Origin of the sequence: Thermococcus sp. ES12, from assembly GCF_012027515.1 — an archaeon.
GTDB classification, from domain to species: Archaea; Methanobacteriota_B; Thermococci; order Thermococcales; family Thermococcaceae; genus Thermococcus; species Thermococcus barossii.
The window spans coordinates 175,731-200,914 of record NZ_SNUP01000004.1 but is presented as its reverse complement, the minus strand read 5'-3'; the positions used below and the strand labels follow the sequence as shown (position 1 = coordinate 200,914).

Here is a 25,184-nt window from a genome sequence, read left to right as displayed (position 1 = left end):
AGCCTGAAATCATTCTCAAGGTGGTTGTTTTTCCGCAGCCGCTTGGCCCGAGGAGGATCATGAATTCTCCGTCTTTCACATGAAGATTCATATCCTTAACGGCCGCAAAATCACCAAACATCTTCCAAACGCCGGTGAGCCTTACCTCCGCCATTTTCTCACCCCTAAAAGGAAAATGGAGGTCAGCGCCTCCTCCTGAGGAGGAGCGGTATCGTGGCGAGGGCCACGAGCATCGCGGGCCCACAGATCCCGCCACCTTCGCCAGGGGAGGTGCTGGTGGTAGTTGTGGTCGTACCCGTGGTGCTGGTAGTGGTCGTGGTGGTCTGGCTCGGTGAGGTCGTTGAGGTCTCGCTCGTGGTAGTGGATGTTTCGGTCGGTGTCTCGGTCGGGGTCGGCTGCTCGCCGCCGGTGCCCTTGACGAGCGGTATCATGAGCACCGTTGCCAGTGTCTTCTTCTCAAGGTCGTAACTGCTCAGCTGTTCCTCCTGGGTTGGCTTAAAGCCCTCCGGCACGAGCTCGTCAACGACCCTCGGCGCCAGGTTGTCTATGACCGCCTGTGGGTCTGCTCCTCCCAGCTTCCACTGCTCGGCTTCTACAGCAACTGGCCTCCACTTGTCCGGTCCATAGCCGTCCTGTGAGCCCACAAGGATTGCCGTGTACAGCCCGTAGTCCGAGATATTGAGGTACTTCTTCGGGACTTTCACTATCACCGCGTTCTTTACCGGGTCTGCCGAGATTTGCATCTCGCCCTGGTAAACGGTTCCGTTGGGCAGGACGATGAGGTTACCGTAGTCCCATCCGGCTATTCTCAGCGCGAGGTCCCACGGATGGGTTGGGTCGAGCCGTACGTTGCTTCCCGGTCCGTCAGGGAACATTTTGATTGCACTTGTGTTTCCGCCCTCCCTGAAATCGAAGTATGCCTCGATTATCTGGAGGCTAAAGCCGTTGGGCCCGTTCCACGGGTTGCCACCGAGGTCCTTGAAGTAGAACTCCAGCGTCCACTCGTCGCTCCCCTCGACCATCTTGAACTTGAGCAGGTCAAGGTGTCCCGGAACGAAAACTTTGTCCATTGGGTAGGTGTAGGTTCCCGGCCCGTGGTCGTCTCCCTCGGGGTCGTTCACGACTATTCCCTGCTTGAGCAGCGGGAGGGCTTTGACGGTTGCAAGCTTCATCTCGTTAGCATCGTAACTGCTCAGCTGTTCCTCCTGAGTTGGCTTGAAGTTTGCTGGAGCGAGGAGGTCCATAACGCGCGGGGCAACGTTGTTGATTACAGCCTGTGGGTCTGCTCCTCCCAGCTTCCACTGCTCGGCTTCTACAGCAACTGGCCTCCACTTGTCCGGTCCATAGCCGTCCTGGCTCCCGGTAAGGACAGCCCCCCAGAGGCCGTAGTCCTCGTTTATCGCTATGTACTTCTTCGGGACTTTCACTATCACCGCGTTCTTTACCGGGTCTGCCGAGATTTGCATCTCGCCCTGGTAAACGGTTCCGTTGGGCAGGACGATGAGGTTACCGTAGTCCCATCCGGCTATTCTCAGCGCGAGGTCCCACGGATGGGTTGGGTCGAGCCGTACGTTGCTTCCCGGTCCGTCAGGGAACATCTTTATCGCCGAGCTGTTGCCGCCGTCCTTGAAGTCGAGGTAGACCTCTATTATCTGGAGGCTGAAGCCGTTCGGTCCGTTCCAGGGGTTTCCTCCAAGATCCTTGAAGTAGAACTCCATCACGTAGCTGTCCGTCTGTTCAAGCATCCTGAAGCGGAGGAGGTCAAACACGCCCGGCTTGAAGACCTTGTCGGTCGGATAGGTGTAGGTTCCCGGCCCGTGGTCATCGCCCTGGGGGTCTTCTATGTCTGCTATGACGACTCCCTTGACCTCGGTCGGAAGCTTCAGCTCGATCGGGGTGCTTATGACCTCCAGTCTTCCGTCCTTCACAGTTGAGACCGCGAAGTAGAAATCGGCAGGGGTCTCTATGTAGTCGAAGGGCACAACAACCTCTATTCCTTCACTCGTCTCCCTGACCGTCGCCTCTCCGAGCTTCTCGCTGTTCTCGTAGTCGGTGGCCTTGTACACCTCGGCCCTTCCATCACGGTACACGACGTGCTTGGTTATCATCAGTCCGACGCTGTCGGCGGAGAACGGGAACATCGAGTACCTAAACTCGCTTGGCCTCTCCTGGAGGAGTGTGAAGGTGTTTCCCACGCGCTCTCCCTTCTCCCAGATGCTGACCTCGAACTCGCTGAGATTGCCCCTCACGAGGAAGTGAAGCCCCTCGCCGTCGAAGTAGACGCCAACGCTCTTGGCCAGTGATGACATGCTGGAGAAGTTCTTCATCTCGCCTTCTTTGAGTCCGACCAGTCCCCTCGTCGTGTAGGGCTCCCCGTCGGGGAAGTAGTTTCCAAAGAGGTAGCTAGGCGGCTCGACTCCAGCGAGCCTGTACATCTCGTAGAGGTAGGTCTTGAGGTAGCGGTCGAAGGTGTAGTCCTGCCCGCTGTCCTGGTCACTTCCGTACCACCAGAACCAGTCGCTCGCCTCTGCCCTGAGCAGGTACTCGTGGGCTTTCTCCCAGTCCTCCTGGCTCATCTCGCTCTTGTGTTCCATTAGGGTCTTCCTCGCCAGGTAGAGCCAGTACCAGCCGTAGTTCTCCTGGGGTTCGCCTATCCAGGTGGAGAGCGTCCCGTCTATCCAGCTGCTCTCGGGCCACTGCATCTCCTCCTTAACGCCTGCCATGTCGTAGAGCTCGCCGAGGCTCTGGGCCTTTAGGAGGGCGTTAACGTTGTCTCCCGTGAGGTTCAGTCTCTCCATCATCTGCGGCGTGAGCTTGTTGGCCTTGTCGCCGTAGAGCTGGATGTACTCGCTCGGCGTCACAGTTCTTATAAGCCCCTGCTCCTGGAGCTCGGTCAGCTTCTTGTAGAGTTCCGTCAGGAAGAGCTTGCCGTCGTAGGGGTAGTGCTCCCACGGGTTCTCCCCGTCCAGGGTGACCACGTAGACCAGCGAACCGTCGTAGTTCTCCTTCTGTATCTTGAGGAGCTCGTTCACGAAGTCTTCGACGGCCTGGTACTGGTTCATCCCTGCGTAGGTGAAGCCAACGCGGTCGCTCAGCGCGTGGTCGCGCGGGAAGAGGTATATCTTCTTTCCGTTGAACTCGGCCACCCAGGGCTTGTAGTAGTTCTCCACACTGCCCTCAATACCGAGCTTTCCGAGGACCAGCTGGTCGGTCATTACCCATTCCCAGCCGTTGTCGGCGAGGATTTCGAGGGTCTTATCGTTCAGAGCCGACTCCGCCGCCCATCCTCCCCTCGGAACCGCGGTGCCGCCGCCGAGGTACTCCTTGTAGAGTTCGTCGGCCTTCTTCACCTGGTCGTTGAAGTCGCTCTCCCAGCCGAAGTCGTTGAGTATCGGGCCTATCGGGTGGGCGTAGGGGACTGTGGTGACCTCGACGTTGCCGTTTCCTAGTAGGAGGTTTATCTTCTCGTGCTCTTCGAAGGTGTGGTTGAGGAGCCACATCTGAGCGTCGAGGACGGTCTTAACGTCGTCCCTCGTGTAGCCTCCCTCGTCCACCTTGTCGTAGAGGGCCTTTAGCTCGGGGTGGGTCATGATGTAGTTGTAGTCTATCCAGGCGAGGTTGAAAAGGACTGCTAGGTCAATGTAGTCCTGCTCGGTGAACTCGTTGGTGACCGCAACCTTCTGTTCCTCGAGCGGAAGGTTGGCGTACTTGGCCTTTGCCTGGAGCATCTTGTTCTTCAGCTCCGTGTAGCGGTTCCAGAAGTCCCTTATCGGGTTGCCATTGGGATCGGTTATCGGCTCGCCGTTCCAGGGGATGGTGTGGTCAAAGAACCCGCCCGGTGCCTGGAGCATGAACCACTTCTCGTCAACAGTCAGGGGCTCTCCGTTGGCTATTTTCTCGGTGACTATCTGGTAGTTGTCCTTGGCGCCGTTCATGTAGTCCGCCAGCTGGGCTATAAGGGAGCCCGATAAATCAATGGTTGCGTGAACCTCCGGATACTGGCTCAGGTAGTAGGCCATCTTCCAGTAGTTGTTGGCAGCGTGGAGCCTGACCCAGGGCCTTGTGTATATCCCCTGAATCGGATCGTAGTAGTAGGGCTGGTGCTGGTGCCACACTATTATAACGTTGAGCGGCTTCGGCTCCGCCGCTCCAACGGTCTTTACGTTCGCTCCAACGATGCTTCCGAGCATCAAAATTGCAATAAACAGGGCAACCACCTGTCTCATACTATCACCTCATTCCTTCAGGCCTCCGACAGTGAGGCCGCTCCTTATGTAGTTTTGAGCCAGCATGAACATCACGAACACCGGCAGGGCAAAGAGCAACGCCGCGGCTGCGAAGTAGCTCCAGTCTATTCCCCTGCCTATGCCCCCCATGAGCAGGTATATCCACACTGAAAGCGGCTGGTTCTTCTCAGTCAGCAGGAGGCTTGCCAGGATGAACTCCGTCCAGCCGCCTATGAAGGCGAAGATTGAAACTGTGGCTATTCCTGGAAGCGCCATGGGCAGGAGCACGTGACGGATTATCTGCAGGTAGCCTGCGCCGTCGACCAGGGCCGCCTCGTCAAAGTCTGGGCTTATGGAGTCTATGTAACCCTTGAGGAGCCACGTGTTGAAGGGAACGCTTCCTGCCGCGTAGATGAAGGACAGCACCGGTAGCTTGTCGTAGAGGCCGAGCTTGACGACCATACCGTAGAGCGCTATCAAACCGGCTATGCCGAGGCCTCCTGCGACCTGGGTGAACATCAGGTAGAAGTACAGCACATGGTCTCTGCCGAAGAACTTCATGCGTGAGAACGCATATGCCGCAGGGACGACGAAGATGAGGGTCAGCAGCACCGCCAGACCGGCGATTATGAGGCTGTTCTTGAGGTAGCCGAAGAACAGTGAGTTGACGAACATCCCTATGTGGGTGAATGTTACCCTTCCTGAGTTCCTGACTACGATGTAATCCCTTCCCGTTGGGCCCTTTTGGAGAATCCCCGAGAATGATGTTCCCGCAACCTCGCCGCTCGTAAGCTCAAGGTTCCTGACCAGCCCAAATCCGATGCTCCCGTCGTCGTTGACCTTCGTGAGCACGAAAAGGCCTTTAACGTTCCCCATCAGCTGTCCCTGCACGTTTTTGTCCGTGGTAACTTCAAAGACCGCACTGGGTAGTGGTATCTCAAAGGTCAACCCCGTAAAGGGTCCGTACTTTACCTTCCCCACGAGCTTGCCATTGATAACGTAGAGCTTTCCGTCCTCTATGTGGGCTGTGCCCTCGATGGTTCCGGTAAAGTTCTCGCTTATCCTGGTTCCCTTGAAGCCGAAGAGCACATCCCTGTAGGAGTCGAGGCTGACGTTCCTGGGAATGAGGTGGAACTCGGTGGTTGCGAGGGTTGAGCCCGGGGTTATTGAAACCACGAAGATGTAGTAGACGGGGAAGAGTATCATGAACATCACGAACACTGCCAGTGCGGTGAGCACGAGGCTCCTCAGGGCCTCACCCTTTCTCATGCCTTTCATCCTTTAGCACCCTCCTGGAGCTTGGTTATCCTAACGTTGACGTACATGTACACGGCCAGAACGAGGGTCGCTATTATCATGACCGCCGCTGCCCTTCCGTAGTGTGGTGTTGCACCGAAGGCCTTCCTGAAACCGTAGAGCAGTATGAACTTGTCCTCGAAGAGGCCGGCGTTGTAGATATACGGCACCATGAAGTACTGGAAGCTCGCCGCGCTGGTGAGTATCGTCGCGAAGGCTATCGGTTTGCCGACTATCGGAAGAACCACGTGCCTTATCCTCTGCCAGTAGCTGGCGCCGTCTATTATCGCCGCCTCGACCAAGGTGTCGGGAACCGACTGGAGCGCTGCCGTTATGACGGTTATCATGAAGGGATACGCCAGCCATACCTCGATGATGTTTAGGGCCAGAAACGCCCAGAGCGGATCGTTAATCCAGTTGGGAAGGGTTTGAACCCCCAGGGATTTGAGCATCTGGTTTATCGGTCCAAAAATTGGATCAAACATGAATTTCCACACGGTGACGGAGAAAAGCAGGGGTAGCGCCCAGGGGATTATTAAAAGCGAGCGGTATATCATTTTACCCTTCACGTAACTGCTGTTGTAGAGCAGGCTGAGGAAGATTCCGGCAAGAACCTTTAGAGTAACGCTCGTCAGCACGAACAGCCACGTCCACAGGAAGGCACTCCTGAACTTTTCGTCGCTGAGTATCCACCTGAAGTTGTCCAGCCCTACAAAGGTTAGCTTCGGCGCCTGAGGTGCCTGAATCGGGAAGTTCCCAAGCTGGGCGTTGGTGAAGGCGAGGTAGATAGAGTATATTATCGGCCACAGGTTGAAGAACAGGAACGCTGCTATCCCTGGAAGGATAAGAAACAGGGCAATCATTGTGGTCTTTTTCATCCTCATCCCTCCAAAAAGGTAGGAAAAGGGAAAAGGCGTCAGCCTCCGATGTTGTTCAGAATCTCCTGCTGATACTTCTGAAGGATGGCCGGGATATCAGCGTTCTCTGGGTCCTGGAGTATCTCATTGATGGCCCCGTCAACGCCGCCCCAGACGGCGCCCATCTTCGGGCTCTTGGGCATAAGGTAGGCGTGCTGGACGGCCTGTCCGAAGCCGTAGATGACCGGATCGTTCTTAATGTCCGGGTCGCTGAGCACCGGCGTGAGAACTGGAATGTAGCCGAGCTGGAGTGAGAGCTCCTTGATGACCTCCGGACTGGTCGTGAACCACTTGACAAAGAGCCAAGCGGCTTCCTTGTTCTTTATGCCTGAGGCGAAGTAGATGTCCTTGACGCCACCGTAGGGCCTCGGCCAGTACTCCTTTCCGTCCTTGGTTATGGGCGGAAGGGGAACGACGCCGAAGTTGATTCCAGCGTCCTTAACGCTTCCTATGCTCCACGGACCGTTGACCATCATTGGGGCGCGGCCCTCAAGGAATATGCTCTGCTGGGTGTTGTAGTCAGCCGTTGGGGCCATGTACGGCCAGATGTTCTGGAAGAAGAACTCGAAGCCCTCTATGGTCTCGGGCTTGTCAAGACCAGGCATTTCGGTCTTGTCGTCGAAGTAGTAGCCTCCAAATGCCTGAGCGAAGGCCGAAATGAAGTAGGAGTTTATTGGGTAGGCTATTCCATACTTCTCGTTATCGGGGTCGTTGTACTTCTCCATTATGCTCTTCATCTCGTCGAAGGTCTTGGGGGGCTCGCTCACCATGTCCTTGTTGTAGATGATCGCCACGGTCTCGGCCGCGAAGGGCATGGCGTAGTAGTGCCCCTTGTACTGCATGGCCTCCTGGGCCATCGGGGCGAACTCATTAAGGATGTCATCGGTAACGTAATCGTCAATTGGCTCGAGGAGCCCGGCCTCTGCGAACTTTCCAATCCAGTCGTGGGCCCAGATGAAGAGGTCCGGTCCTTGACCGGCAGGGATGGCTGCCTTAAGGGCATCCTCAAGGTTGGGCTTCTGCTCGAAAACTATTTCGACGTCTGGACACATGGCCATGTACTCCTCGGCCAGGCTCTGGAAGACCTGAAGCTCGTTCGGCTGCATGGCGTGCCATATGACGACCTTTCCGCTGCCGCACTCGGTTTCCGGTGGGGTTGTCGTGGTGGTGGTCGGAGGCTGGGTTGTGGTGGTCGTGGTCTCACTTGGGCTTGAGGTGGTGGTTTCACTCGGACTGCTGGTAGTCGTGCCGGTCGGGCTTTCCCCTCCCGGGGAAATACAGCCGCTGGCCACGACACTTAAAACCAAAACTCCAACCAAAAGCAGGGCAAATAATCCCTTCTTCATATCCTTATCACCCGCCTAAATTTTGGGTGATATAGTATCATCGGCAGTGATATATATACCTTGCGCTTTCCTGTTCAACCCTGTGAGGTAGGGTCATGATAGGGCCTCGATGAAAAGGTGGGTTCATCGGGTCAGCACAATGAACGACCATGGTGCCAGCTCTATGCCGTCACTGTCGTACTCTTCAGGAACGGTGATTGTCACATTTTTCTCCGAGTAGTTTATTGCCACGAGAACCCTCTCGTCACGGCAAGTCCTCTCGTAAAGGATGAGCCCATTTTCGAAAACCAGTGGCTTGAATTCACCCAGCTGAAGCGCCCGGCTTCTTTGTCTGAGTCTTATCAGTTCCTTTGTGACATTCTGCAGGGCGGTGTTCCATTCTGCCTCGTTCCAATTCATCGGTGTCCTTCCGGCGCTCAGGCCTTCGCCGCCCCCGCTGAGTCCAATCTCGTCGCCGTAGAATATCGAGGGGATTCCCTTGTAGGTCATCAGAAACGCCAGCGCACAGAGGTACCTTCTTTCGTCGCCCACCAGGTCGATGAAGCGCTCCGTGTCGTGGTTGTCGAGGAAGTTGTACATTGCGTACTCCGCGGGACCAAGATGGGCGCTCAGCAGCTCCAGGCCGTTGAGGAACTCCCCCGCGTCAATCTCCCGCTCGACGAAGAACCTCAGCATGAGCTCGTAGAGGGGGTAGTTCATCGTCCCGTGGAACTTATCAAAGAGCCAGAGCCTTGGGTCGTCCATGACCTCCCCGACGAGGTAGGCTTCCCTCGGCATCGCTTCCCTCACCTCCCGCCAGAGTTCCGGCGGAACGCCGTGGGCAACGTCAAGGCGCCAGCCGTCCGCACCTTTTTCAAGCCAGTGCAGCATGACGTCCTTTACGAGCCTCCTTACTTCTGGGTTCTCGTGGTTCAACTTGGGCATCAGCCATACCGAGTAGAAGCTCTCGTAGTTCCATTTCAGCCCCTTGAGCTTTCTGTATCTCTCGGGCCATGGTTCATCCGATTTTAGAACCTCCAGGAATTCATCCGGGACAAGCGGGAAGCCGGTGATTCGATAAAAGTCCCTGTACCTGCTGTTCTCCCCCTTCGCAACCACGTCTTGGAAGAAGGGATGGAAGAAGCTAGTGTGGTGGAAGACGCCGTCGAGAATAAGCTTAATGTCCCGCTTTTTCAGCTCCCTCACAAGCTCCCTGAAAACGCCCCAGCCGCCGAGCTTTGTATCGACGTTGAAGTAGTCCGTGACATCGTAGCGATGGTAGGTCATCGATCCAAAGATGGGGGTGAGATAGAGCGCGTTTACACCGAGGTCTTCGAGGTGGTCTAACCTCTTTATTATTCCGGCCAGGTCTCCGCCGTGGAATCCCTCCCCGGCAAATGCCCTTCCCCTCGGAGTCCCGGGCAGGCCCCTCTCAAACCTGTCGGGCATTATCTGGTAGAAGACCCTCTCGTAAATCCACCCTGGGGCATTGTATCTGTAAGGCTTCGCCTCAAAAGGGCCGAGTTCGATGGTTTTTCCTTCGGATTCGACGATGAACGAGTACTCAAGGGGGCCTTTACCGGGCAGGACCGCCTCGAAGTATTCAAAAAGCCCGTCACGCGCCTTAAGTCTCATCCTGATTTTGGCCTCTCCCGTTATCAGGAGCACCCCCGAGGCCTTCCTTCTCGCCGCGCGAAAAACCACGTGGGTTCTGCCCGCGATGGAGTAGAGGTAGGTGGCGCTCGGTCTGTGGAAGAACTCACCTTCCCCTACTATTCTCGCCACACTCGCTTCCTTTTCCAGCTTGTAGGAGAGTCTCCTGTAGGTTTCCACATCGGGGTTTTCTGGATCCATGAGAAATTCCCCGTCCACCGAGAAGCCGTAGTGCCAGATTCCCTCCGGGAGCTCTATCTTTATGCTCCACCTGTCCCCTTTTCGCGTCATTCTGAAGCTTCCCTCGTTGAAGGCGTTGAAGCTTCCCAGGAGGTAGGCGTATTTTCCCCTGGCCGGAATCGAGAACTCCACCTCCGCGACCCTGCCGAACCTCCAGTCAGGTTTGGACCCGAAAATTTTATACACCTTCCCCACCCAAGTATCACTACTGATGAATAAACTACTGCGAGTGAAACTTAAAAGTTTGGAGGTCTCGGTATGAAGGAAGAGGAAATCATTGAGAAACTTCAGAAGCTCGGTCTCACCAAGTATGAGAGCCTCGCCTACATAACCCTTCTTAAGCTTGGCCCGAGCAAGGCCACCGACATAACAAAGGAGAGCGGTATTCCCCACACGAGGGTTTACGACGTCCTCAGTTCGCTCCACAGGAAGGGATTCGTTGACGTTATGCACGGCTCTCCAAGGCTCTACAAACCGGTTAATCCGGAAGTCGTCCTTGAGAAGATAAAGGAGGACTTCATAGAGGACATAGAGAACCTCAAGGTGGCCTTCCTCGACCTCTACCGCGAGGTTCATGGGGAGGATCTGCCGGAGATCTGGACTATCCAGGGCTTTGACAACACTGTTGAGCGCGCTGAGTACGTAATCAGAACGGCAAAGCACGAGGTTCTCATAAACACGCCATTCGAGTTCCTAAAGCTTCTCAAGGGTGAGATACGAGCCAGAAAGGACATAGTGTTCGTGATCATAAGCAACTTCGAGGAGATACCCGACTGGCTTAGGAAGGACAACATAATCCTCGCGAGAACCGGCGGCGCTCCCTGGCTCATGGCCAGCTGGATAATCGGAGATATCAACTACGCCCTCTTCTTCGGTGCCCTTCCGAGGGACAAGAGGCGCGAGAAGTTCTACTCCTTCTGGGCCAAGAGCCCCAAGATAATTCAGAACTACATGCACTGGTTTTACACCATCTACTTCGACAACAGCGAGATTGCGAAGCCGCTGAACTACGAGTCCCTGCCAAAACCGCTTTCCCTGGTTAACATAAGAACCCTGATAACCCTCCTAAAGTTAACGGAACTTCCGAGGAGAGCTGAGATAGTCGGGAGACTCGTGGACACCAAGGAGCCCGTGACGCTGGAGGGGGAGATAACCGCCTACGAGTACACTCCCCTCATGGCCAACGTGACGGTCAGAGCCGATGGAAGGGAGTGGAAGGTGGGCGGCATCGGCAGCTACTTCGAGGACATCGAGGGGGAGAAGTTCATCCTCCTTGAATGAGGATTTTCCTTTCAATTCATCGATTCCCTGGAGTCGTGATGCCGATGCGGATTCTTATCCTTGGTTTTGAGTACCTGCCCGTGAAGGTCGGCGGTTTAGCCGAGGCCATAACGAGCATAGCCGAGGGTTTAGCCAAACTTGGCAACGAGGTCGTTGTCTTCACGCCCGATCATGGAAAGGGCCTCGGTGAGACGGTTGATTCCTTTGAGGTCTCGGCCTTTGGCGGTGATGTTTCAATAACCGTCAGGAAGAGGGAGCAGAACGGGGTTGTTGTCTATTCCCTCGGTGGGGGGCTTCTCAGTGAGGCCGATGTTTACGGTCCAAACTGGGAGGCACTTCTGAGAAAAACCGTCCTCTTTGGAAAGGCTAGCGTTGGGCTGATGAACGAGCTTATTGAAACATTTAAACCGGACGTAATCCACGCCCACGACTGGCACACCGTCTTTGCCCTTGGTCTCCTGAGAAAGTACTTCGGAATAAGGAGTGTTTTCACCGTTCACAGGCTCAACAAGGCCAAGATACCTGGCCACTACTTCGGCGAGGCAAACCTTGCTGAACTTGCCCCCTACCCAGACATAGACCCGGAGCACACCGCCGCCTATATAGCGGACGTCGTAACGACCGTCAGCAGAAGCTACCTGTGGGAGGAGTGGGAGTTCTTCAGGCACTTTGAGGGGAAGGTTACGCACGTCTTCAACGGCATAGACTGCTCCTTCTGGAACGAGGAACTCATGGAGACGAAGGACCTCCCAAGGGAGGAAAGGAGAAGGCTCGTTCTGGAGCGCTTCGGTCTGAGCGATGGAAAGGCATTCATGTTCATAGGACGCTTTGACAGAGCCCAGAAGGGCGTTGATACGCTCCTGCGGGCGATAGAGGTCCTCTCAGCCGATCCTGCCTTTAAGGGAATGAGGTTCATCATAATAGGCAAGGGTGACTCTGAACTGGAGGCGTGGGCAAGGACAGTCCAGAATCGCTTCCCTGAAAACGTGATGGTGGTAACCGAGCTCTTGAGCAGGGAGACCGTCCGCGAGCTCTATGGCTCGGTGGATTTCGTTATAATTCCCTCGTACTTCGAGCCCTTCGGTCTTGTTCAGCTTGAGGCGATGTGCCTCGGCGCGGTTCCGATAGCGAGCGCCGTTGGAGGCCTGAAGGATACGATAATTGACCTCAACTCCGACCCCGAGAATGCCACCGGAATCCTCGTGCCGCCGAGGGATGCGTTTGCCCTTGCCCGGGCGATGGTGCTTGCCAACGACCTGGATGGGGAGACGCTGAAAAGGCTTCGCGAGAATGGTAAGAGGAGGGCTAGAAAGGACTTCACCTGGGAGAACGCGTGCAGGAGGTACATTAAAGTCTACGAGGGGGCGGTTGATAAGGCCGTTCCCTTCCTGCGCTAACGCCACCCGTACTCGGCCAGGAACTTTCTTTTCAACCTCTTTATGGTTCCAGACACGCCGAGGGTTCTGAATATTGCCTTCGAGCCGTTTATCTCCGTAACAAGCGTCAGGGCAAAGCGGAGCTCTTCGACGTGCTTTCTGTCCACCCTAACGATTCCGGTCTGGCTCTTCTCATCGAACTTGATGAACCATGGTTTTGCCCTGCCCGAGCCGAGGGTCCCTAGGGTTGAGAGGCTGGCCTCCCATATGGCCCTCTTTATCTCCTCCCCCTTAAATCTCCTCTCCCCGATGACCTGAAAGGCTATGTAGCGGTGCTTGTCCCTCAGGGTGGGCGGCAGGTACTTCGGCTTCTCCCTCATAGGCATCTGCACAACTTTGCCCGCCAACCTTTTTAAGCCCTCCCCCTCGTTTAGGGTTAGCGAGGTGAGTCGATGGTCTGGGAGACGCCTTACTTTTCGTACGCCGTTCGCGAGCTGCCAAAGGGCTGCCAGCTCTGCGTCAGGGGTGAGAAGCTCGTCCTCTTCACCACTGGAAAATGCCCGCGTGACTGCTTCTACTGCCCCCTGAGCGAGCACAGGAGGGGAGACGTCGTCTACGCCAACGAGAGGCCGGTGAGAAGCCTTGATGATATAATCGAAGAGGCCCTGTTGATGGATGCTAAGGGAGCAGGAGTTACGGGCGGCGACCCCCTCGCGAGGCTTGAGAGAACGGCCGAGCACATCCGTGTCCTCAAGGAGGCCTTTGGCGAGAGTTTTCACGTTCACCTCTACACCACCGGTGCTTTAGCCACAAAGAAGAACCTTGAGGAACTCTATGACGCCGGATTGGACGAGATACGATTTCACCCCGATCTCTTCAACCCGAACTCAAGGCTCTTCAAGATTGAAATCGAGAACATAAGGAACGCCTTCGACTTCGACTGGGACGTCGGAGGCGAGATTCCTTCAGTCCCCGGCCAGTTCGAGAGGATGAAGTGGTACGCTGAATTCCTCGACGGCCTCGGCGCGAAGTTCCTCAACGTGAACGAGCTGGAGTTCAGCGAGACGAACCTGAGGGCCATCCTCGACAGGGGTTACAAGCCTGTGAGTGACGAGAGCGCGGCCATCAAAGGCTCCCTTGAGCTGGGCCTTAAGTTGCTCGAATGGGGCGAGGAGAACACCTCCCTGAGCTACCACCTCTGCACCGCGAGGCTCAAAGATGCCGTCCAGCTCAGGAACAGGCTGAGGAGGATGGCGAGGAACGTCGCCAAACCCTACATGGAGATAACCGAGGAGGGCACGCTCCGCTTCGGCATAGCGGAATACGACGACCTCGACGAACTCTACATGCTCCTCGTGGAGGAGGCCGAGGTTCCGCCTGAGTGGCTGTACGTCAACAGGGAGAGGGGAAGGATAGAGATGCCCGAGGAGGTCGCGGTGGAGCTGGCCGAGGCCATTGAGGGCGACGTGCGGTTCTTCATCGTGGAAGAGTACCCGACCTTCGACAGGCTTGAGGTGGAGAGGGTTCCGCTGCCATGAGCCCGCTTTTGCATTTTACTACTTTAAGTTGTTGGTCATGGGGGCGTAAGTAACTTACGGGGGCATAAGTTCATGCACCAAGCGGGATTTTGGGCATCATGAGGTAATATGGGGGTAGAAAAATTAGAGGGCCTCAGCCCTCGACCTTCTCAATCCCTATCTTCGCCTGAACCTCAGGCCACTCAACGACGTAGCCCTTGGCTTCCCCGAAGCGAACTTCCACAGCTCTGGTCTCCTTCATCACGTAGTCGAGGTTCTCGCTGAGGAGCTCGCGGTTCTCATCGGTGGTCTCTATGGTAACCACTATCCTGTCGTTCACGTCGAGGTCAAGCCTCTTGCGCATCTCCTGTATCCTCCTGACGAACTCCCTCGCGAGGCCCTCGGCGAGGAGTTCCCTCGTGAGGGTTCTGTCCACGAAGACCCTTCCGCCCTCGAACTCTTCGCTGACGAGGAAGTCCGGCAGTTTTTCCTCCACGCTCAGGTGCTCTCTGGTGAGGTGGAAGGTTTTACCCTCTATCTCAACGTCCATCTCGCCCCTCTCGTAGAGCTCCCTCCCGTGCTCGTTTATCCACGCTATCACGAGCCTTGCATCGCCCTTGAACTCCGGACCGACCTTAGCGAAGTTGGGCTTGATGACGAGCTCCCTCTCCACCTTGCCAACGACGACCTCCTTGGCGTTGAGCTGGTCGCTGAGTATTCTGTTGAGCCTCTCGACGGCCTTTGCCACGGTCTCGTCCTCGGTCTCTACGACTATCCTCCTGACGGGGTAGCGGAGCTTTATCTTGGCCCTCTGCCTGGCGCTTGAGCCGGCCTCGACGATTCTCCTGACGTACTCCATTTCGCGCTCAAGCTCCTCGTCCCTGACCTTTTCGTCGGCCTTAGGCCAGTCGAGCATGTGGACGCTCTCGACTCCAAGGAACGGCCTCAGCATGTTCTGGTATATCTCCTCCGCTATGTAGGGCGTGAAGGGCGCCATGAGCCTCAGCAGGACGTCGAAGACCTTCCAGACGGTGTAGTAGGCAGCTAACTTGTCGGGGTCGTCGCCCTCGACCCACATGCGCTTCCTTATGAGCCTCACATACCACCTGCTCAAATCCTCGACCACGAAGTTGTAGATGGCCCTCGTTGCCTTCGTGAGCCTGAAGGTTTCTATTCCCTCGGTGACCTCGTTGACGAGCCCGTTAACCCTGCTGAGTATCCATCTATCTTCCTCGCGGAAGAGAAGCTCCTCGGGCTTGAGTTTGGTAGGATCAAAGTTGTCGAGGCCCATGTAGGTCGCGCTGAGAACGTAGACGTTCCAGAGTATGTTGAGCATCCTCTTGACCTGCTCAAGGCCCTTCCAGCTGAAGCGCAGGTTCTCCCAGGGGTTCGTCGCCCAGAGCATGTAGAACCTGAAGGGGTCTCTGCCCTCTCTCTGAACCACTTCCTCGGGCCTTATGATGTTGCCGAGGCTCTTGCTCATCTTGTCGCCCTTCTCGTCGAGGACGTAGCCGTGCATCGCCACGTGCCTGTAGGGGACGGTGTCGAAGGCTATAACCGAAGCCGCCTGCTGGGAGTAGAACCACTTGGTGACCTGGTCCTCACCCTCGACGATGAAATCAGCGGGCCAGAGCTTCTCGAAGAGCTCCCTGTTGCGCGGGTAGTCCAGCGAAGCCCAGCTTGCTATTCCGCTGTCGAACCAGACGTCAACGACGTCTTTAACGCGCCTCATCTCCTTGCCGTTGACCTTTATGATGAAGGCATCCACGTAGGGCCTGTGCAGGTCCTCCGGCCCGAGCTTCTCCTCTATGACCCTGAGCTTCTCCTCGTAGCTCTCCGGGAGCTCTATCCTCTCGCCGTTCACCTCTATCGCGACGCTCAGCTCAACGAGCTCCCTGAACGAGCCGACGACGTGTATCTCTCCATCCTCGCTCTGCCATATCGGGAGCGGTATTCCCCAGTAGCGCTGCCTGCTTATGACCCAGTCACCCGAGTTCATGACGCCGTTGTCGTATCTCACTTTGACCCAGTCGGGATACCAGGTCACCTTCTCGTCGTTCTCCTTGATTATCTTGTCCTTCACCTTGCTGACCTTGAGGAACCACTGGTCGGTTGCCCTGAATATGAGCGGGGTCTTGCAGCGCCAGCAGTGCGGATACTTGTGCTCTATCGTTCCGGCCTTGACAAGGTAGCCCTTTTCGCGAAGGTGCTCTATTATCTCCGGGTCGGCATCCTTGACGTATGTTCCCTTCCACCTGCCCTCGGTGTAGCGCCCCTCATCGTCCACCGGACTGTATGCCGGCAGGCCGTATTGTCTGCCTATCTCGAAGTCCTCCTCACCGTGGCCCGGGGCGGTGTGGACAAGGCCGGTACCCTCTCCCAGCGTCACGTGCTCGCCGAGGATTACGCGGTGGGCCCACTCGTACCTTTCGCGGAACTCCTTTTGGGCTGGATACTCGTCCATGAGGACGTGGACGTAGCGCACTCCCTCAAGCTCTTCTCCCTTGAACTCCTCAACTATCTCTCCCCTGACGCCGACCTCGCTCAGAACCCTCTCCACGAGGGCCTTCGCTATTATCCAGTACTCCTCTCCGTTCTCGGTCTCGACCTTAACCTTGGCGTAGTCGTACTCCGGGTGAACGGTAACCGCTAGGTTGGCGGGGAGCGTCCACGGTGTCGTCGTCCAGATGAGGAGGTACTCGTTCTCCCTGCCCTCAACCGGGAACTTGACGTATATGCTCGGGTCTTCCCTTATCTTGTACTCGCCGCGAACCTCGTGTTCAGCCAGGGCAGTCTCACATCTCGGGCACCAGTGGAGGACGCGCTTGTCCTTCTCAAGCAGGCCCTTCTCCCAGGCGCGCTTGAGCGTGAACCAGCCCGATTCGATGTACTCGTTCTTTATGGTCATGTACGGCTCGTCCCAGTCCATCCAGACGCCGAGCATCTTGAACTGCTCCGTCATGACCTTGAGGTTGTTGAGGGCGAACTCCTTGCACTTCTTGATGAAGTTGTCCACTCCTATCTCGGTCTCTATGTCCTTCTTGGTCCTGAGCCCGAGGGCCTGCTCGACCTTGACCTCTATCGGCAGTCCGTGCATGTCGAAGCCCGGCTGCCTGCGGACGTTGTAGCCCTGCATCGTCCTGAACCTTATCACCATGTCCTTGATTATCTTGTTCCAGGCAGTTCCGAGGTGTATTGCACCGCTGACGTAGGGCGGCCCGTCGAGGAAGTAGTACTTCGGGCCTTCGGCTCGGCTCTTCTTCACTTTCTCGTAGGTGTCGTTTTCCTTCCAAAAGCGCTCTATTTTCTCCTCAAGCTTTCCTGGGTTGTACTCCCTAAACTCCGGTTCCTTTATCATGTTAAAACCCTCCAGAAATGATCTTTAGGATGGACTACCCTAGAACAGGGGGACTCAGGCCGCGAAACGGGCGAAGCGAAGGATAAAACACTCCCCCCTCATGGGCATCGGGGCAGAATTGGGAACTTCCCTTATAAGGTTTTTGGATGAAACGGTCCCTTTTCAGACTCTGCAGGCCTCGGTATGGGGGAAGTGTGCCCTCCCCGACCGACCCCAGGTCACCTCTCCCAGGGGCGTGAGGGGGAGGGCCGGTTGGATTTAATGTGAGGATGATTTAAACCTGACGCTCTTCCTCGGGCTCACCTTTGCGCCTGCTCTCGTTCTTTATGACCTGCATGACGTAGTCTATGAACTTTCTGACCTCTTCGAGATCCTCCTCGGGAATATCCTGGATTTTCCTGTTCCTGGTCTTGTAGGTCAATAGCTTGAGGAGGGCGAGCCTTCCGAGTGCGGTCTTGGTTCCTATCTCTCCCTCCTTCCAGTCGTGCCATATTGCATTTGCTATGCCGTAGAACTCAGGGATGCTGTCCAGTCCGGGGGCGTTGACGTCTATGACCTCCTTCCCCAGGTACTTGTAGCGCTTCTCCTTTTCCTCCTTCGAAAGCTCCTTGGTTCTCTCCCTGATGTACGCGTGCACCATGGCCACCACCTCCGGAGTTATTTATCTCGGAGAATTTATTAACTTTTTGTTTTTAAATCCTTTTCAAGGCTTATATGTCTCTGGAACTGAGATATCACAGAGGAGTGTAGTCAAGCGCACGGCGGAGACCTCGGCCTAAACTTAAGGTTCGGGGAAAGGGTATCCTTCCTCGACTCCGATCCTACCCCTGGTTTCTAATCTCGTTCCATATCCCCGCCATTATCAGCGCCGCGCCAAGATATCCTCTGGCGCTTAGGATTTCCCCTATAGTTAGAAACGCTGCAACGTGGCCGAATATCGGCTCGGCCGAGTAAATAAGTGCCGCCTTGTGTGCCCTCGTGTTCCTCTGGTGCTTCACCTGGAGCGTGAAGGCTATCACCGTTGCGAAGACTGAGGTGTACAGGATTCCGGCCCATGGCATCGGGTCGGTCGGGAGGGTGAAGGGCTCGGCGACGAGCGCAAAGGCCAGCGAAAAGACGAAGTTCCACGTTATCTGCCAGAAGGCCAGGCTGAGGTAGTCCTTCTCCCCAAAGCGCTGGACGAGCACTATCTGGAAGGCAAAGCTCAGGGCACACAGGACGGTGAGCATGTCGCCGTAGTTGAAGTTCAGGCTCGCTCCGGAGATGAGGTAGAGGCCGGTGAGGGCTATCGCGAGTGAAGTGGCATCTCTAAGCTTGAGCCCCTCCCTCAGCAGGAAGTAGGCTATGAATGGCGTGAAGACGACGTAGAGCGAGGTTATGAAGGCGGAGTTCGAGGCGGTGGTGTACTTCAGCCCGACTATCTGGAAGCCGTGGCCGAAGAAGAGGGTCGCCCCCAGGATGAAGCCCTCCCTGAAGGTCTCCCTCTTAAGGACCCTTTCGCGGAAAATCAGCAGCATCAGGAGCGAGGCTATGCCGAAGCGGTACGCCAGAAAGAGTATCGGAGGCAGGTAGGCAAGGCTAACCTTCATGGCGGGGAAAGTGAAGCCCCATATAGCAGTGATGCCGAGGAGTATCAGCTCGGAGCGGTTCATCGAGCCGAGTTGTCGGGGAGGTTTAAAAGGTTACTCGCCGGGCCCGTTGATACAGCCCATGTTCATGGACAGGAGCATCTCAACGTATCCGGACTCAAGGTTTTCCTTTATTTTATCCGCTAGGGCTTTGAACTCCTCGACTGTGAGTGGTCTCTTGGTCTTCAGCCACTTAATTTTTCCGTCGTTCTTGTCGAGGATTACTATCTCCCCCTCCATGATAAGGGGCACGTAGTTCATCTTTATCCCGTACAGCTCCTCGGCGAAGGCCAGCTTCGCCCTCATTAACTCCAGGTAATTGGCCAGGTCTTCACCCAGAATCCTCCTGAATTCGCGCTCCATTCTCCCACCGATTGACACTCAATGCACAGGTTTATTAATCTATCGGGCACATCTGGGTAAAAATGCCCTCCAATTTCTCCGAAACCCAAATAAGGGCCGGTAATGTATCACTCCCGGTGAGACAATGCTGATGAAGTACGCCCACCACTTCCACGCCTACCAGCCCGGCGACATCGTCCACGTCAAAGACGGCGATGGGAGCAGGCCCCTCGAGTACGAGGAGAGGAGAAGCCCCGTTGCCATAAGAATCCGCGGGGAAGAAGTCAAGGGCGAGAACTGGACGAGGGCAATGCTCTACTCCTACGAGCACATAGCCGACACCCTGTCGCGAATGGAGGGGGTGAGCATAGACATCGAGCCCTTCACCTTCCTGATGCTCCTCCGCTACCGCAGGCGGGCCTTTGAAGATACGGTTGAACTCCTCCAGAGGTTTGACGCCGTCCCAACGACACCTTTCCACCCCATAGTTCCCCACCTCGACGAGTTCGAGCAGAGGATTCTCGCGAGGGTCTCCTTCGACTTCTATGCCCCCCTCATCGGGAAAAAGTCGGTGATAGGCTACTGGCTCCCCGAGGCTGTGATAACCAGAAAAACGGCTGAAATCGTTGAGTCCTCGACCGACCGAAGGCTCGTCTTCCTCCTCGACGAGAGGCAGCTCCTCTACGACTTCCCGCAGGCGAAACACTCCTGCAACCGCTATTCAAACTCTTTCGTCTTCGGAAGGGAGTGGTCTTTAAGTGATGCCTTCGCCTTCAACACACTCGACGTCCCCGGCCTGGTCGAGAGAACCCTCTCCTACCGCGACGACCACAAGGAGAACCTCGGCATCCCCTACCTAGTATTCACGGCCAGCGACCTTGAGAGCCTCCTGGGGAATCCAAAACAGCTCGACCGCTTCACGGCCTGGATGGATGGGCTTGAGGGAAGGGGCGTTGAGAGGGTTTCGGCGATGGAGTTCGTGGCCAAGAAGCTCTCCGGCGAATTCAGGCGCCTCGATGGGGAGTGTTCCTTCGAGATGCCCGTCAAGGACTATTCCAGCTGGAGCGACTACTTCGATTTAAGCCTCGACGGCAAGACGAGCGATTCGAGATGGCTCGGTTACAGGAGAGCAGATGGAAGGGTATTCGCGAGGGAGGCGAGGGGGAAGAGAATTTCCCAGCTCTGGAAGGTGGCCTTCACGAGGCTCTTCGAGGAACTGAACAGGGCAGTCCGCCTCGGCGTTTTAAGGGGCCTTGCTGAGCTCAACGCTCGCCCTGAGGAGTTCCTGGTGAGGTACGCGAGGGTCTTCTTCAGGGACTACTACGACCACTTCGGCCTGGAGACTTCCATGGATTACGTACTTGAGCCCGCGAACGGCGATGAAAAGGCTCTCAGACTCGGGAGGATTTATTATCTCATGCTCCTTGCCAACCACTCCTGCCCGCGCTTCTGGGAGAACCTTGACACGCGCGTGGCCTTTGGCAACGTCTCCGTCATGGCGAAGGCCCTCATCGAGCTGATGCGCTACTTCGACGGGAGCGAGCTTCAGGGGCTCTTCATCGAGGCCTACCTCAAGCTCCTCAGCTTCGATAAACTGTACCACCTCTGGAACCTCTCCGCGATGCCCCCGCTGGAGGGCTGGGAGACAAGCCGGAGGGCGTGGGAGGAAGCGCTTAAGCCCGAGGTTCCCAACAGCGGCTACAACGTCGTGACGAGAGCGGCCCTTTACGTCGGAAAGCGCGACCTGAGGGGAGAGCTGAGGGACCTGATAGGGCATTACAACCTCGACTGGGCCGTCGCGGACACCGGTCACATACCGGGCGAGGTTCACGGGGACTGGGAGAACCCGGAATGGTGTGAACACAGGGAATGATGCATACCCCTCGCAGGGACGTTTGGTTATTTAATTTTGTTAGCCTAACATTTAAAACCTTGTTACATTATCAGAAACTACCGGAGACGGAGGGGATGGAGTTGAAGGAGAAGAAACGCCATGAGGAGGGGCTGTCCATACTGGGCCCCGTGCTGATGAAGCTCGGGGGAAAGGAGTACCTCAGGATCAAGCGCATACTGGAGGACGCGGAAAAGAGGGGAGTTGGGAAGAAGACCCTCCTGTTAGCCCTTCAGATTCCACTTCTCTCTGCTCAGGAAGAGGTAGGCCTCATCTTCCAGGTCCTTCGGGACGTAGTCTAGGGTTATCTCGGCGTTTCTGATGTTTTCCCTGATGCTTTTCCCCGTGGCAACCTGGTTCTTCTCCAGGAGTTCAGCGATGACCTCCACTATGTCATCCTTCACGTTCTTTTCCGCGAAGAGCCTCTTTCCGACGAGCCATACTCTTTCGTTTTTCAGGTAGAAGTCCCTGCCCCTCTCGGTAAAGAACTCCGGGCCGGGCTTTATCGTTACCCTCTCACGCTCCCTCCTGTCTACCTCCAGCATTATGAACGCCTTGCCACTTTTACGCCCGACGTTCCAGCCGAGGACGTTGAAGCCCTCCCGTGAGAGGGCCCGCTCGAAGCCCCGCGCGCTCCTCTCCAGCTGGGGGAGCAGAACGTCGTCCACCAGCTCCGGGGCTTCAAATAACAGGGCCACGAGGTGGGTTCCCTTTCTCCGAAGTTCGGAGAGGTAGTTGTCAATTTTCCTATTCATCGGGAAGAAGAACTCCTCGGAGGGGTTTTCCAGGAACTGGGTCGATTTGAAGTAGAAAATTCCGTACTTCTCCCAGCTCAGGTTCGCCGCCACGTTCCTCCTCGGGTCGACGGGGTCTATGACTATCAGCGGCCTGTCGGCCTCAGCCTCACGCCCGACGGTTTTCATGGCCGTTTCGTGCTCCCGCTTTAGCCAGTTCCCGGGGTCTATTACCTTCTGCCTCAGCATGAAGTCGGCACTCTCAAGGACTTTGAGGAACGAGCCGTACCTGATGACGAGTATCTCCGCCAGGTAGCCCGAGAAGCCGCGAACGTATATCTCGCTCCCGTAGGCGTTAATCCCCTTCAGAAAGCGCTTGAGGAGCCTGACCTCGTCGTTTTTACCTCTCAGGTTATCGAGAACCCACTTCGTGTGCAGTATCGAGCGGTCAACGGCGGTTCTCACGTCCCTCCAGCTTTTCACATCGTAGCAGGGAACCAGATCAACTTTCACTCCCCTGTATGTTGCTCTCACGTACGGATGTTCAGCGTAGGCCACCTCGTGGGAATCTAACCTCTCCGCTATGGCCCTGCCGAGTTCCAGACCCCTCTCCCTGAGCTCTTCCAGGGGGGTATCGAGAGGAAAAGCAAGAAAGAGGTCAACGTCGTGGTCTCCAGCTAAATAGGTGTCCTTCGCGAGGGAGCCGACGAAGTATGGCTTCACATCGAGGTCGAGGCTTTCAATGGTATCCCGCGCAATCCCCTCTAGCTCTCTCATCAGCCCCTCAACGAAGGCCCTCTCCTCCTCGGTGGGGCGTATCCTCTGGAGGACTTTTTGGAGAACGGTTTCGATGGTGTCATCAAGGCTCATACTCTGCACCTGTTGATACTTAGCTATCAAAATCTTTATATATCTTTTGTTATTAAGCTGTCAATGATGTGAAATGGAAGACCTAGTCGTTCTACAGAACCCTTGGTGGGCCGATCCCGATGCGATATACGAAGACGAGAGGGTTAAAAAAGCCCTTTCCCGGAAACCGAGGATAGGCTACCGTTTTGAGCCGGCCAACAAAGTTCTGATAGGCCCAAGGCAGGTCGGTAAGACCACCTACATGAAGCTCTCCATAGCGAACCTCATAGAATCGGGGGTGAGTTCGAGGAACATCCTCTACTTCTCGTGCGACCTCCTGAGGGACTACCGCGAGATGGTCTCGGTTGTCAGGTCCTTTCTCCGGAGCACGAAGGGGCCGGTTTACGTTTTCCTCGATGAGGTCACCTTCGTCGAGGGCTGGGAGAGGTCGGTTAAGTTCCTTCTCGATTCCCCCCTTGCATCGAGGATGGTTCTCCAGGTCACGGGCTCAACTTCTGCTGGCCTCAAAAGGGAGAGCTTTCCCGGGAGGGACATAAAAGTTGAGGAGTTCCTTCCGCTGGACTTCAAGACCGTTTCTCTGATCTTTGAACCAAGACTGAAGAACCTCAAACTCCCCCACGAGCTTCCAAAGACGGGCCGGGAGTTCTACGAAAACGCCCTTGAGCTCTACCCCCATCTTGAAGTTCTAAGCGGGGCACTCGACTTTTATCTCTCCTCCGGGGGCTATCCGAGGTCAATCTACGAACTGCTGGAGGGGGGTATAACCCCGGAGACCTATGAAATGATCTACAACGCAACGATCCTCGACGTTGCCAAACTGGGAAGGAGCGAGAGAATAGCCCTCTCGGTGGTACTGGGCCTCCTGCGCCGCTATGGTGACAGGATAACCCTCAACTCCCTCGCTAAAGAGCTTGAGATAGGCTCCCACGTCACGGTGAGGGACTACCTTGAACTCTTCGAGGGGCTCTTCATAGGGCGAAACTATTTCCAGGTCAAACTCCACGACTTTGTCCCCATGTTTAGAAAAGAGCGCAAATTCTACTTTACTGATCCCCTTTTAATCCATACCTTCAAAAGACTCTTTGGAAAGGGGCCTGAGACCGACAGGATAATTGAGGGGGTTGTGGGTGAACACCTGAAGCGCCTCTATCCCACTTACTTCCTCAGCGGTTCCAGGGAGGTTGATTTCATAACCCCCGGCTTTGGAGTTGAGGTGAAGTGGAGGAATAGGGTTAACCCCTCGGACTTCCCAAGGGTCGGGATAAAGGAGAAGATACTCCTCTCAAAGGACAGGCTAGAGTTTATTGAGGGAAAAAATCTTGCCATAATCCCGGTTCCACTCTTCCTCTTCCAGCTTCACTCCGCCAGCTCGAACCTTGCAACTGTCTCGTAGATCGGGCCCTTCGGCGTAAGCGTGCTCTTCTTCAGCTCTATGGCATTAACCTCGAACTCGCCGAAGTCCTCGTTGGCGAGGTCTTTTAACGCCATCGCCAGTTCGAGCTTGTCCCTGACGAACTTGACGCGGCCTATTGTTATGTGGGCCACGAAGTCCTTGTCCTTCTTGAAGCCGAGCCTGCGCATCTCCCTTTCGACGTCGCTCGCTATGGCCTTTATGCCCTCGTCGTTCTCTATTCCGGCCCATATCACCCTCACGTAGTTCGGGTTCGGGAAGACGCCGATGCCCTTAACGCGAACGCGGTGCTTCTTGTGCTTCTTCGCTATCTCCTCCAGGGCCTTCTTGACCTCCTCCGCTGTTATTTCGTCAATCTCTCCGAGGAACTTGAGGGTAACGTGGAAGTTCTCCCTCTCGACGAACTTTATCTTTGCCGACTTGTTTCCTATCCTCTCCTGGGCCTTTAGCAGGTTATCTCGAACCTCGTCGCTGACCTCTATGGCTATGAACGCCCTCATACCACCACCGAGAAAAGTTGGGGGAGGGGGTTAAAGATGTTACTCCCTCACAACGACGGGGAACTCCTCCCAGGGGAAGACTATCCACTTGTCTGTCCTGAAAACGTAGAAGTCGGGAACTACCTTCGTCCAGGGCTTCATGCTGAGGCAGGCGACTTTTACCTCCTCCGCTCCGGCCTTCTTCACCTCTTCGATGACGACTTCGAGGGTTTTCCCGGTGTCGCTGACGTCATCAACGATGACGACCTTCTTGCCCTCAAGCGAGCCGTGGAGTGGAATCGTTATGACCGGCTTCTCCATCCTTTCCTCGATGTCCTTGTAGAACTTGACGTCTATGACCTTGACTTCCAAGTCGCCGAGGATGTGGCTCAGCCTCACCGCCGGAATCAGGCCGCCCCTCGCTACCCCGACTATGACATCGGGTACGAAGTTCTTTCTAAGTTCGTCTGCAAGCGAGAATATTGCCCTGTCCACCTGCCACCAGGTGAGGTAAACTTTGTCCATCTCAACACCTCCGAATAGCGTGAGCTCTGAAGGTCATAACTTAAGGCTTTCGGCTGATGGGTAGAAGTTAAAGTCCTTCGCTTAAAAAGCCTCCGTTGTCAGGAAAATGTTAAAA

At 55.7% G+C, this 25,184-nt stretch carries 20 protein-coding genes; 6 read left to right on the top strand and 14 right to left on the bottom strand.

Annotated features, from left to right (window positions below):
- From E3E37_RS10440 to E3E37_RS10415, 6 genes are all read right to left on the bottom strand, one after another.
- Positions 1 to 154, bottom strand: a 154-nt coding sequence (locus E3E37_RS10440; RefSeq protein WP_167717158.1) for an ATP-binding cassette domain-containing protein, incomplete at its 3' end; no start/stop codon positions are given.
- Positions 155 to 182: 28 nt separating this feature from the next.
- The gene (locus tag E3E37_RS10435) at positions 183 to 4,226 is read right to left on the bottom strand and encodes a glucodextranase DOMON-like domain-containing protein (RefSeq protein ID WP_167717156.1); all 4,044 of its coding nucleotides are present in this window, start codon (positions 4,224 to 4,226) and stop codon (positions 183 to 185) included.
- A gap of 9 nt (positions 4,227 to 4,235) precedes the next feature.
- Positions 4,236 to 5,504, bottom strand: a complete 1,269-nt coding sequence (locus E3E37_RS10430; RefSeq protein WP_167717154.1) for an ABC transporter permease subunit — start codon at positions 5,502 to 5,504, stop codon at positions 4,236 to 4,238.
- Positions 5,501 to 6,400: a carbohydrate ABC transporter permease gene (locus E3E37_RS10425; protein ID WP_088865685.1), complete on the bottom strand. Its 900-nt coding sequence runs from the start codon at positions 6,398 to 6,400 to the stop codon at positions 5,501 to 5,503. Before E3E37_RS10425 ends, E3E37_RS10430 begins: the two co-directional genes overlap by 4 nt.
- Positions 6,401 to 6,438: 38 nt before the next feature.
- On the bottom strand, positions 6,439 to 7,785 hold the full coding sequence (locus E3E37_RS10420; protein ID WP_088865686.1) for an extracellular solute-binding protein: 1,347 nt from the start codon (positions 7,783 to 7,785) through the stop codon (positions 6,439 to 6,441).
- Between the two features lie 123 nt (positions 7,786 to 7,908).
- On the bottom strand, positions 7,909 to 9,843 hold the full coding sequence (locus tag E3E37_RS10415) for an alpha amylase N-terminal ig-like domain-containing protein (protein WP_167717152.1): 1,935 nt from the start codon (positions 9,841 to 9,843) through the stop codon (positions 7,909 to 7,911).
- A gap of 72 nt (positions 9,844 to 9,915) precedes the next feature.
- Here E3E37_RS10415 and trmBL1 point away from each other — a divergent pair, with 72 nt between their 5' ends.
- Together trmBL1 and E3E37_RS10405 are read left to right on the top strand one after the other, a co-directional pair.
- Positions 9,916 to 10,938 carry an HTH-type sugar sensing transcriptional regulator TrmBL1 gene (gene trmBL1 / locus E3E37_RS10410; RefSeq protein WP_167717150.1) on the top strand — a complete coding sequence of 341 codons (1,023 nt, stop codon included), beginning with the start codon at positions 9,916 to 9,918 and terminating at the stop codon, positions 10,936 to 10,938.
- A gap of 44 nt (positions 10,939 to 10,982) precedes the next feature.
- On the top strand, positions 10,983 to 12,335 hold the full coding sequence (locus tag E3E37_RS10405) for a glycogen synthase (RefSeq protein ID WP_167717235.1): 1,353 nt from the start codon (positions 10,983 to 10,985) through the stop codon (positions 12,333 to 12,335).
- Here the strand turns inward: E3E37_RS10405 and E3E37_RS10400 are convergent.
- Positions 12,332 to 12,694, bottom strand: a complete 363-nt coding sequence (locus E3E37_RS10400; protein WP_167717233.1) for a ribonuclease P protein component 2 — start codon at positions 12,692 to 12,694, stop codon at positions 12,332 to 12,334. The two genes, E3E37_RS10405 and E3E37_RS10400, sit on opposite strands and share 4 nt — an antisense overlap.
- A gap of 72 nt (positions 12,695 to 12,766) precedes the next feature.
- On the opposite strand from E3E37_RS10400, the gene E3E37_RS10395 reads away from it, so the two are divergent.
- Positions 12,767 to 13,852: a radical SAM protein gene (locus E3E37_RS10395; RefSeq protein WP_167717148.1), complete on the top strand. Its 1,086-nt coding sequence runs from the start codon at positions 12,767 to 12,769 to the stop codon at positions 13,850 to 13,852.
- A gap of 133 nt (positions 13,853 to 13,985) precedes the next feature.
- Here the strand turns inward: E3E37_RS10395 and ileS are convergent, their stop codons facing one another.
- The 4 genes from ileS to E3E37_RS10375 form a co-directional block, all read right to left on the bottom strand.
- Positions 13,986 to 17,189, bottom strand: a complete 3,204-nt coding sequence (gene ileS / locus E3E37_RS10390; RefSeq protein WP_167717146.1) for an isoleucine--tRNA ligase — start codon at positions 17,187 to 17,189, stop codon at positions 13,986 to 13,988.
- A 274-nt stretch (positions 17,190 to 17,463) separates the two neighbouring features.
- Complete coding sequence (locus tag E3E37_RS10385; protein WP_167717231.1) at positions 17,464 to 17,829, bottom strand: hypothetical protein; 366 nt, start codon at positions 17,827 to 17,829, stop codon at positions 17,464 to 17,466.
- Between the two features lie 181 nt (positions 17,830 to 18,010).
- The gene (locus E3E37_RS10380) at positions 18,011 to 18,841 is read right to left on the bottom strand and encodes a DMT family transporter (RefSeq protein WP_167717143.1); all 831 of its coding nucleotides are present in this window, start codon (positions 18,839 to 18,841) and stop codon (positions 18,011 to 18,013) included.
- Between the two features lie 30 nt (positions 18,842 to 18,871).
- Complete coding sequence (locus E3E37_RS10375; protein WP_167717141.1) at positions 18,872 to 19,180, bottom strand: hypothetical protein; 309 nt, start codon at positions 19,178 to 19,180, stop codon at positions 18,872 to 18,874.
- 124 nt (positions 19,181 to 19,304) lie between these two features.
- Here E3E37_RS10375 and E3E37_RS10370 point away from each other — a divergent pair, with 124 nt between their 5' ends.
- Positions 19,305 to 21,032 carry a glycoside hydrolase gene (locus E3E37_RS10370; RefSeq protein WP_167717139.1) on the top strand — a complete coding sequence of 576 codons (1,728 nt, stop codon included), beginning with the start codon at positions 19,305 to 19,307 and terminating at the stop codon, positions 21,030 to 21,032.
- A gap of 95 nt (positions 21,033 to 21,127) precedes the next feature.
- Entirely contained in the window at positions 21,128 to 21,352 is a 225-nt protein-coding gene (locus E3E37_RS10365) for a hypothetical protein (RefSeq protein ID WP_167717137.1), read from the top strand.
- On the opposite strand, the gene cca is transcribed toward E3E37_RS10365, so the two are convergent.
- Entirely contained in the window at positions 21,275 to 22,654 is a 1,380-nt protein-coding gene (gene cca, locus E3E37_RS10360; RefSeq protein WP_167717136.1) for a CCA tRNA nucleotidyltransferase, read from the bottom strand. The genes E3E37_RS10365 and cca overlap by 78 nt on opposite strands.
- Positions 22,655 to 22,727: 73 nt before the next feature.
- On the opposite strand from cca, the gene E3E37_RS10355 reads away from it, so the two are divergent.
- Positions 22,728 to 24,047 carry an ATP-binding protein gene (locus E3E37_RS10355; protein WP_167717134.1) on the top strand — a complete coding sequence of 440 codons (1,320 nt, stop codon included), beginning with the start codon at positions 22,728 to 22,730 and terminating at the stop codon, positions 24,045 to 24,047.
- Here the strand turns inward: E3E37_RS10355 and thpR are convergent.
- Entirely contained in the window at positions 24,011 to 24,565 is a 555-nt protein-coding gene (gene thpR, locus E3E37_RS10350) for an RNA 2',3'-cyclic phosphodiesterase (RefSeq protein ID WP_167717132.1), read from the bottom strand. The genes E3E37_RS10355 and thpR overlap by 37 nt on opposite strands.
- Before the next feature lie 39 nt (positions 24,566 to 24,604).
- Entirely contained in the window at positions 24,605 to 25,069 is a 465-nt protein-coding gene (locus E3E37_RS10345) for a phosphoribosyltransferase (RefSeq protein ID WP_088865701.1), read from the bottom strand.
- Between the last annotated feature and the right edge of the window lie 115 nt (positions 25,070 to 25,184).

Bases quoted from the DNA above. Each gene is read 5' to 3' on its own strand.
- E3E37_RS10435 (WP_167717156.1), bottom strand. From the start codon at position 4,226: ATGAGACAGGTGGTTGCCCTGTTTATTGCAATTTTGATGCTCGGAAGC.
- E3E37_RS10430 (WP_167717154.1), bottom strand. From the start codon at position 5,504: ATGAAAGGCATGAGAAAGGGTGAGGCCCTGAGGAGCCTCGTGCTCACC.
- E3E37_RS10425 (WP_088865685.1), bottom strand. From the start codon at position 6,400: ATGAAAAAGACCACAATGATTGCCCTGTTTCTTATCCTTCCAGGGATA.
- E3E37_RS10420 (WP_088865686.1), bottom strand. From the start codon at position 7,785: ATGAAGAAGGGATTATTTGCCCTGCTTTTGGTTGGAGTTTTGGTTTTA.
- trmBL1 (WP_167717150.1), top strand. From the start codon at position 9,916: ATGAAGGAAGAGGAAATCATTGAGAAACTTCAGAAGCTCGGTCTCACC.
- E3E37_RS10405 (WP_167717235.1), top strand. From the start codon at position 10,983: ATGCGGATTCTTATCCTTGGTTTTGAGTACCTGCCCGTGAAGGTCGGC.
- E3E37_RS10400 (WP_167717233.1), bottom strand. From the start codon at position 12,694: ATGAGGGAGAAGCCGAAGTACCTGCCGCCCACCCTGAGGGACAAGCAC.
- E3E37_RS10395 (WP_167717148.1), top strand. From the start codon at position 12,767: ATGGTCTGGGAGACGCCTTACTTTTCGTACGCCGTTCGCGAGCTGCCA.
- ileS (WP_167717146.1), bottom strand. From the start codon at position 17,189: ATGATAAAGGAACCGGAGTTTAGGGAGTACAACCCAGGAAAGCTTGAG.
- E3E37_RS10385 (WP_167717231.1), bottom strand. From the start codon at position 17,829: ATGGTGCACGCGTACATCAGGGAGAGAACCAAGGAGCTTTCGAAGGAG.
- E3E37_RS10380 (WP_167717143.1), bottom strand. From the start codon at position 18,841: ATGAACCGCTCCGAGCTGATACTCCTCGGCATCACTGCTATATGGGGC.
- E3E37_RS10375 (WP_167717141.1), bottom strand. From the start codon at position 19,180: ATGGAGCGCGAATTCAGGAGGATTCTGGGTGAAGACCTGGCCAATTAC.
- E3E37_RS10370 (WP_167717139.1), top strand. From the start codon at position 19,305: ATGCTGATGAAGTACGCCCACCACTTCCACGCCTACCAGCCCGGCGAC.
- E3E37_RS10365 (WP_167717137.1), top strand. From the start codon at position 21,128: ATGGAGTTGAAGGAGAAGAAACGCCATGAGGAGGGGCTGTCCATACTG.
- cca (WP_167717136.1), bottom strand. From the start codon at position 22,654: ATGAGCCTTGATGACACCATCGAAACCGTTCTCCAAAAAGTCCTCCAG.
- E3E37_RS10355 (WP_167717134.1), top strand. From the start codon at position 22,728: ATGGAAGACCTAGTCGTTCTACAGAACCCTTGGTGGGCCGATCCCGAT.
- thpR (WP_167717132.1), bottom strand. From the start codon at position 24,565: ATGAGGGCGTTCATAGCCATAGAGGTCAGCGACGAGGTTCGAGATAAC.
- E3E37_RS10345 (WP_088865701.1), bottom strand. From the start codon at position 25,069: ATGGACAAAGTTTACCTCACCTGGTGGCAGGTGGACAGGGCAATATTC.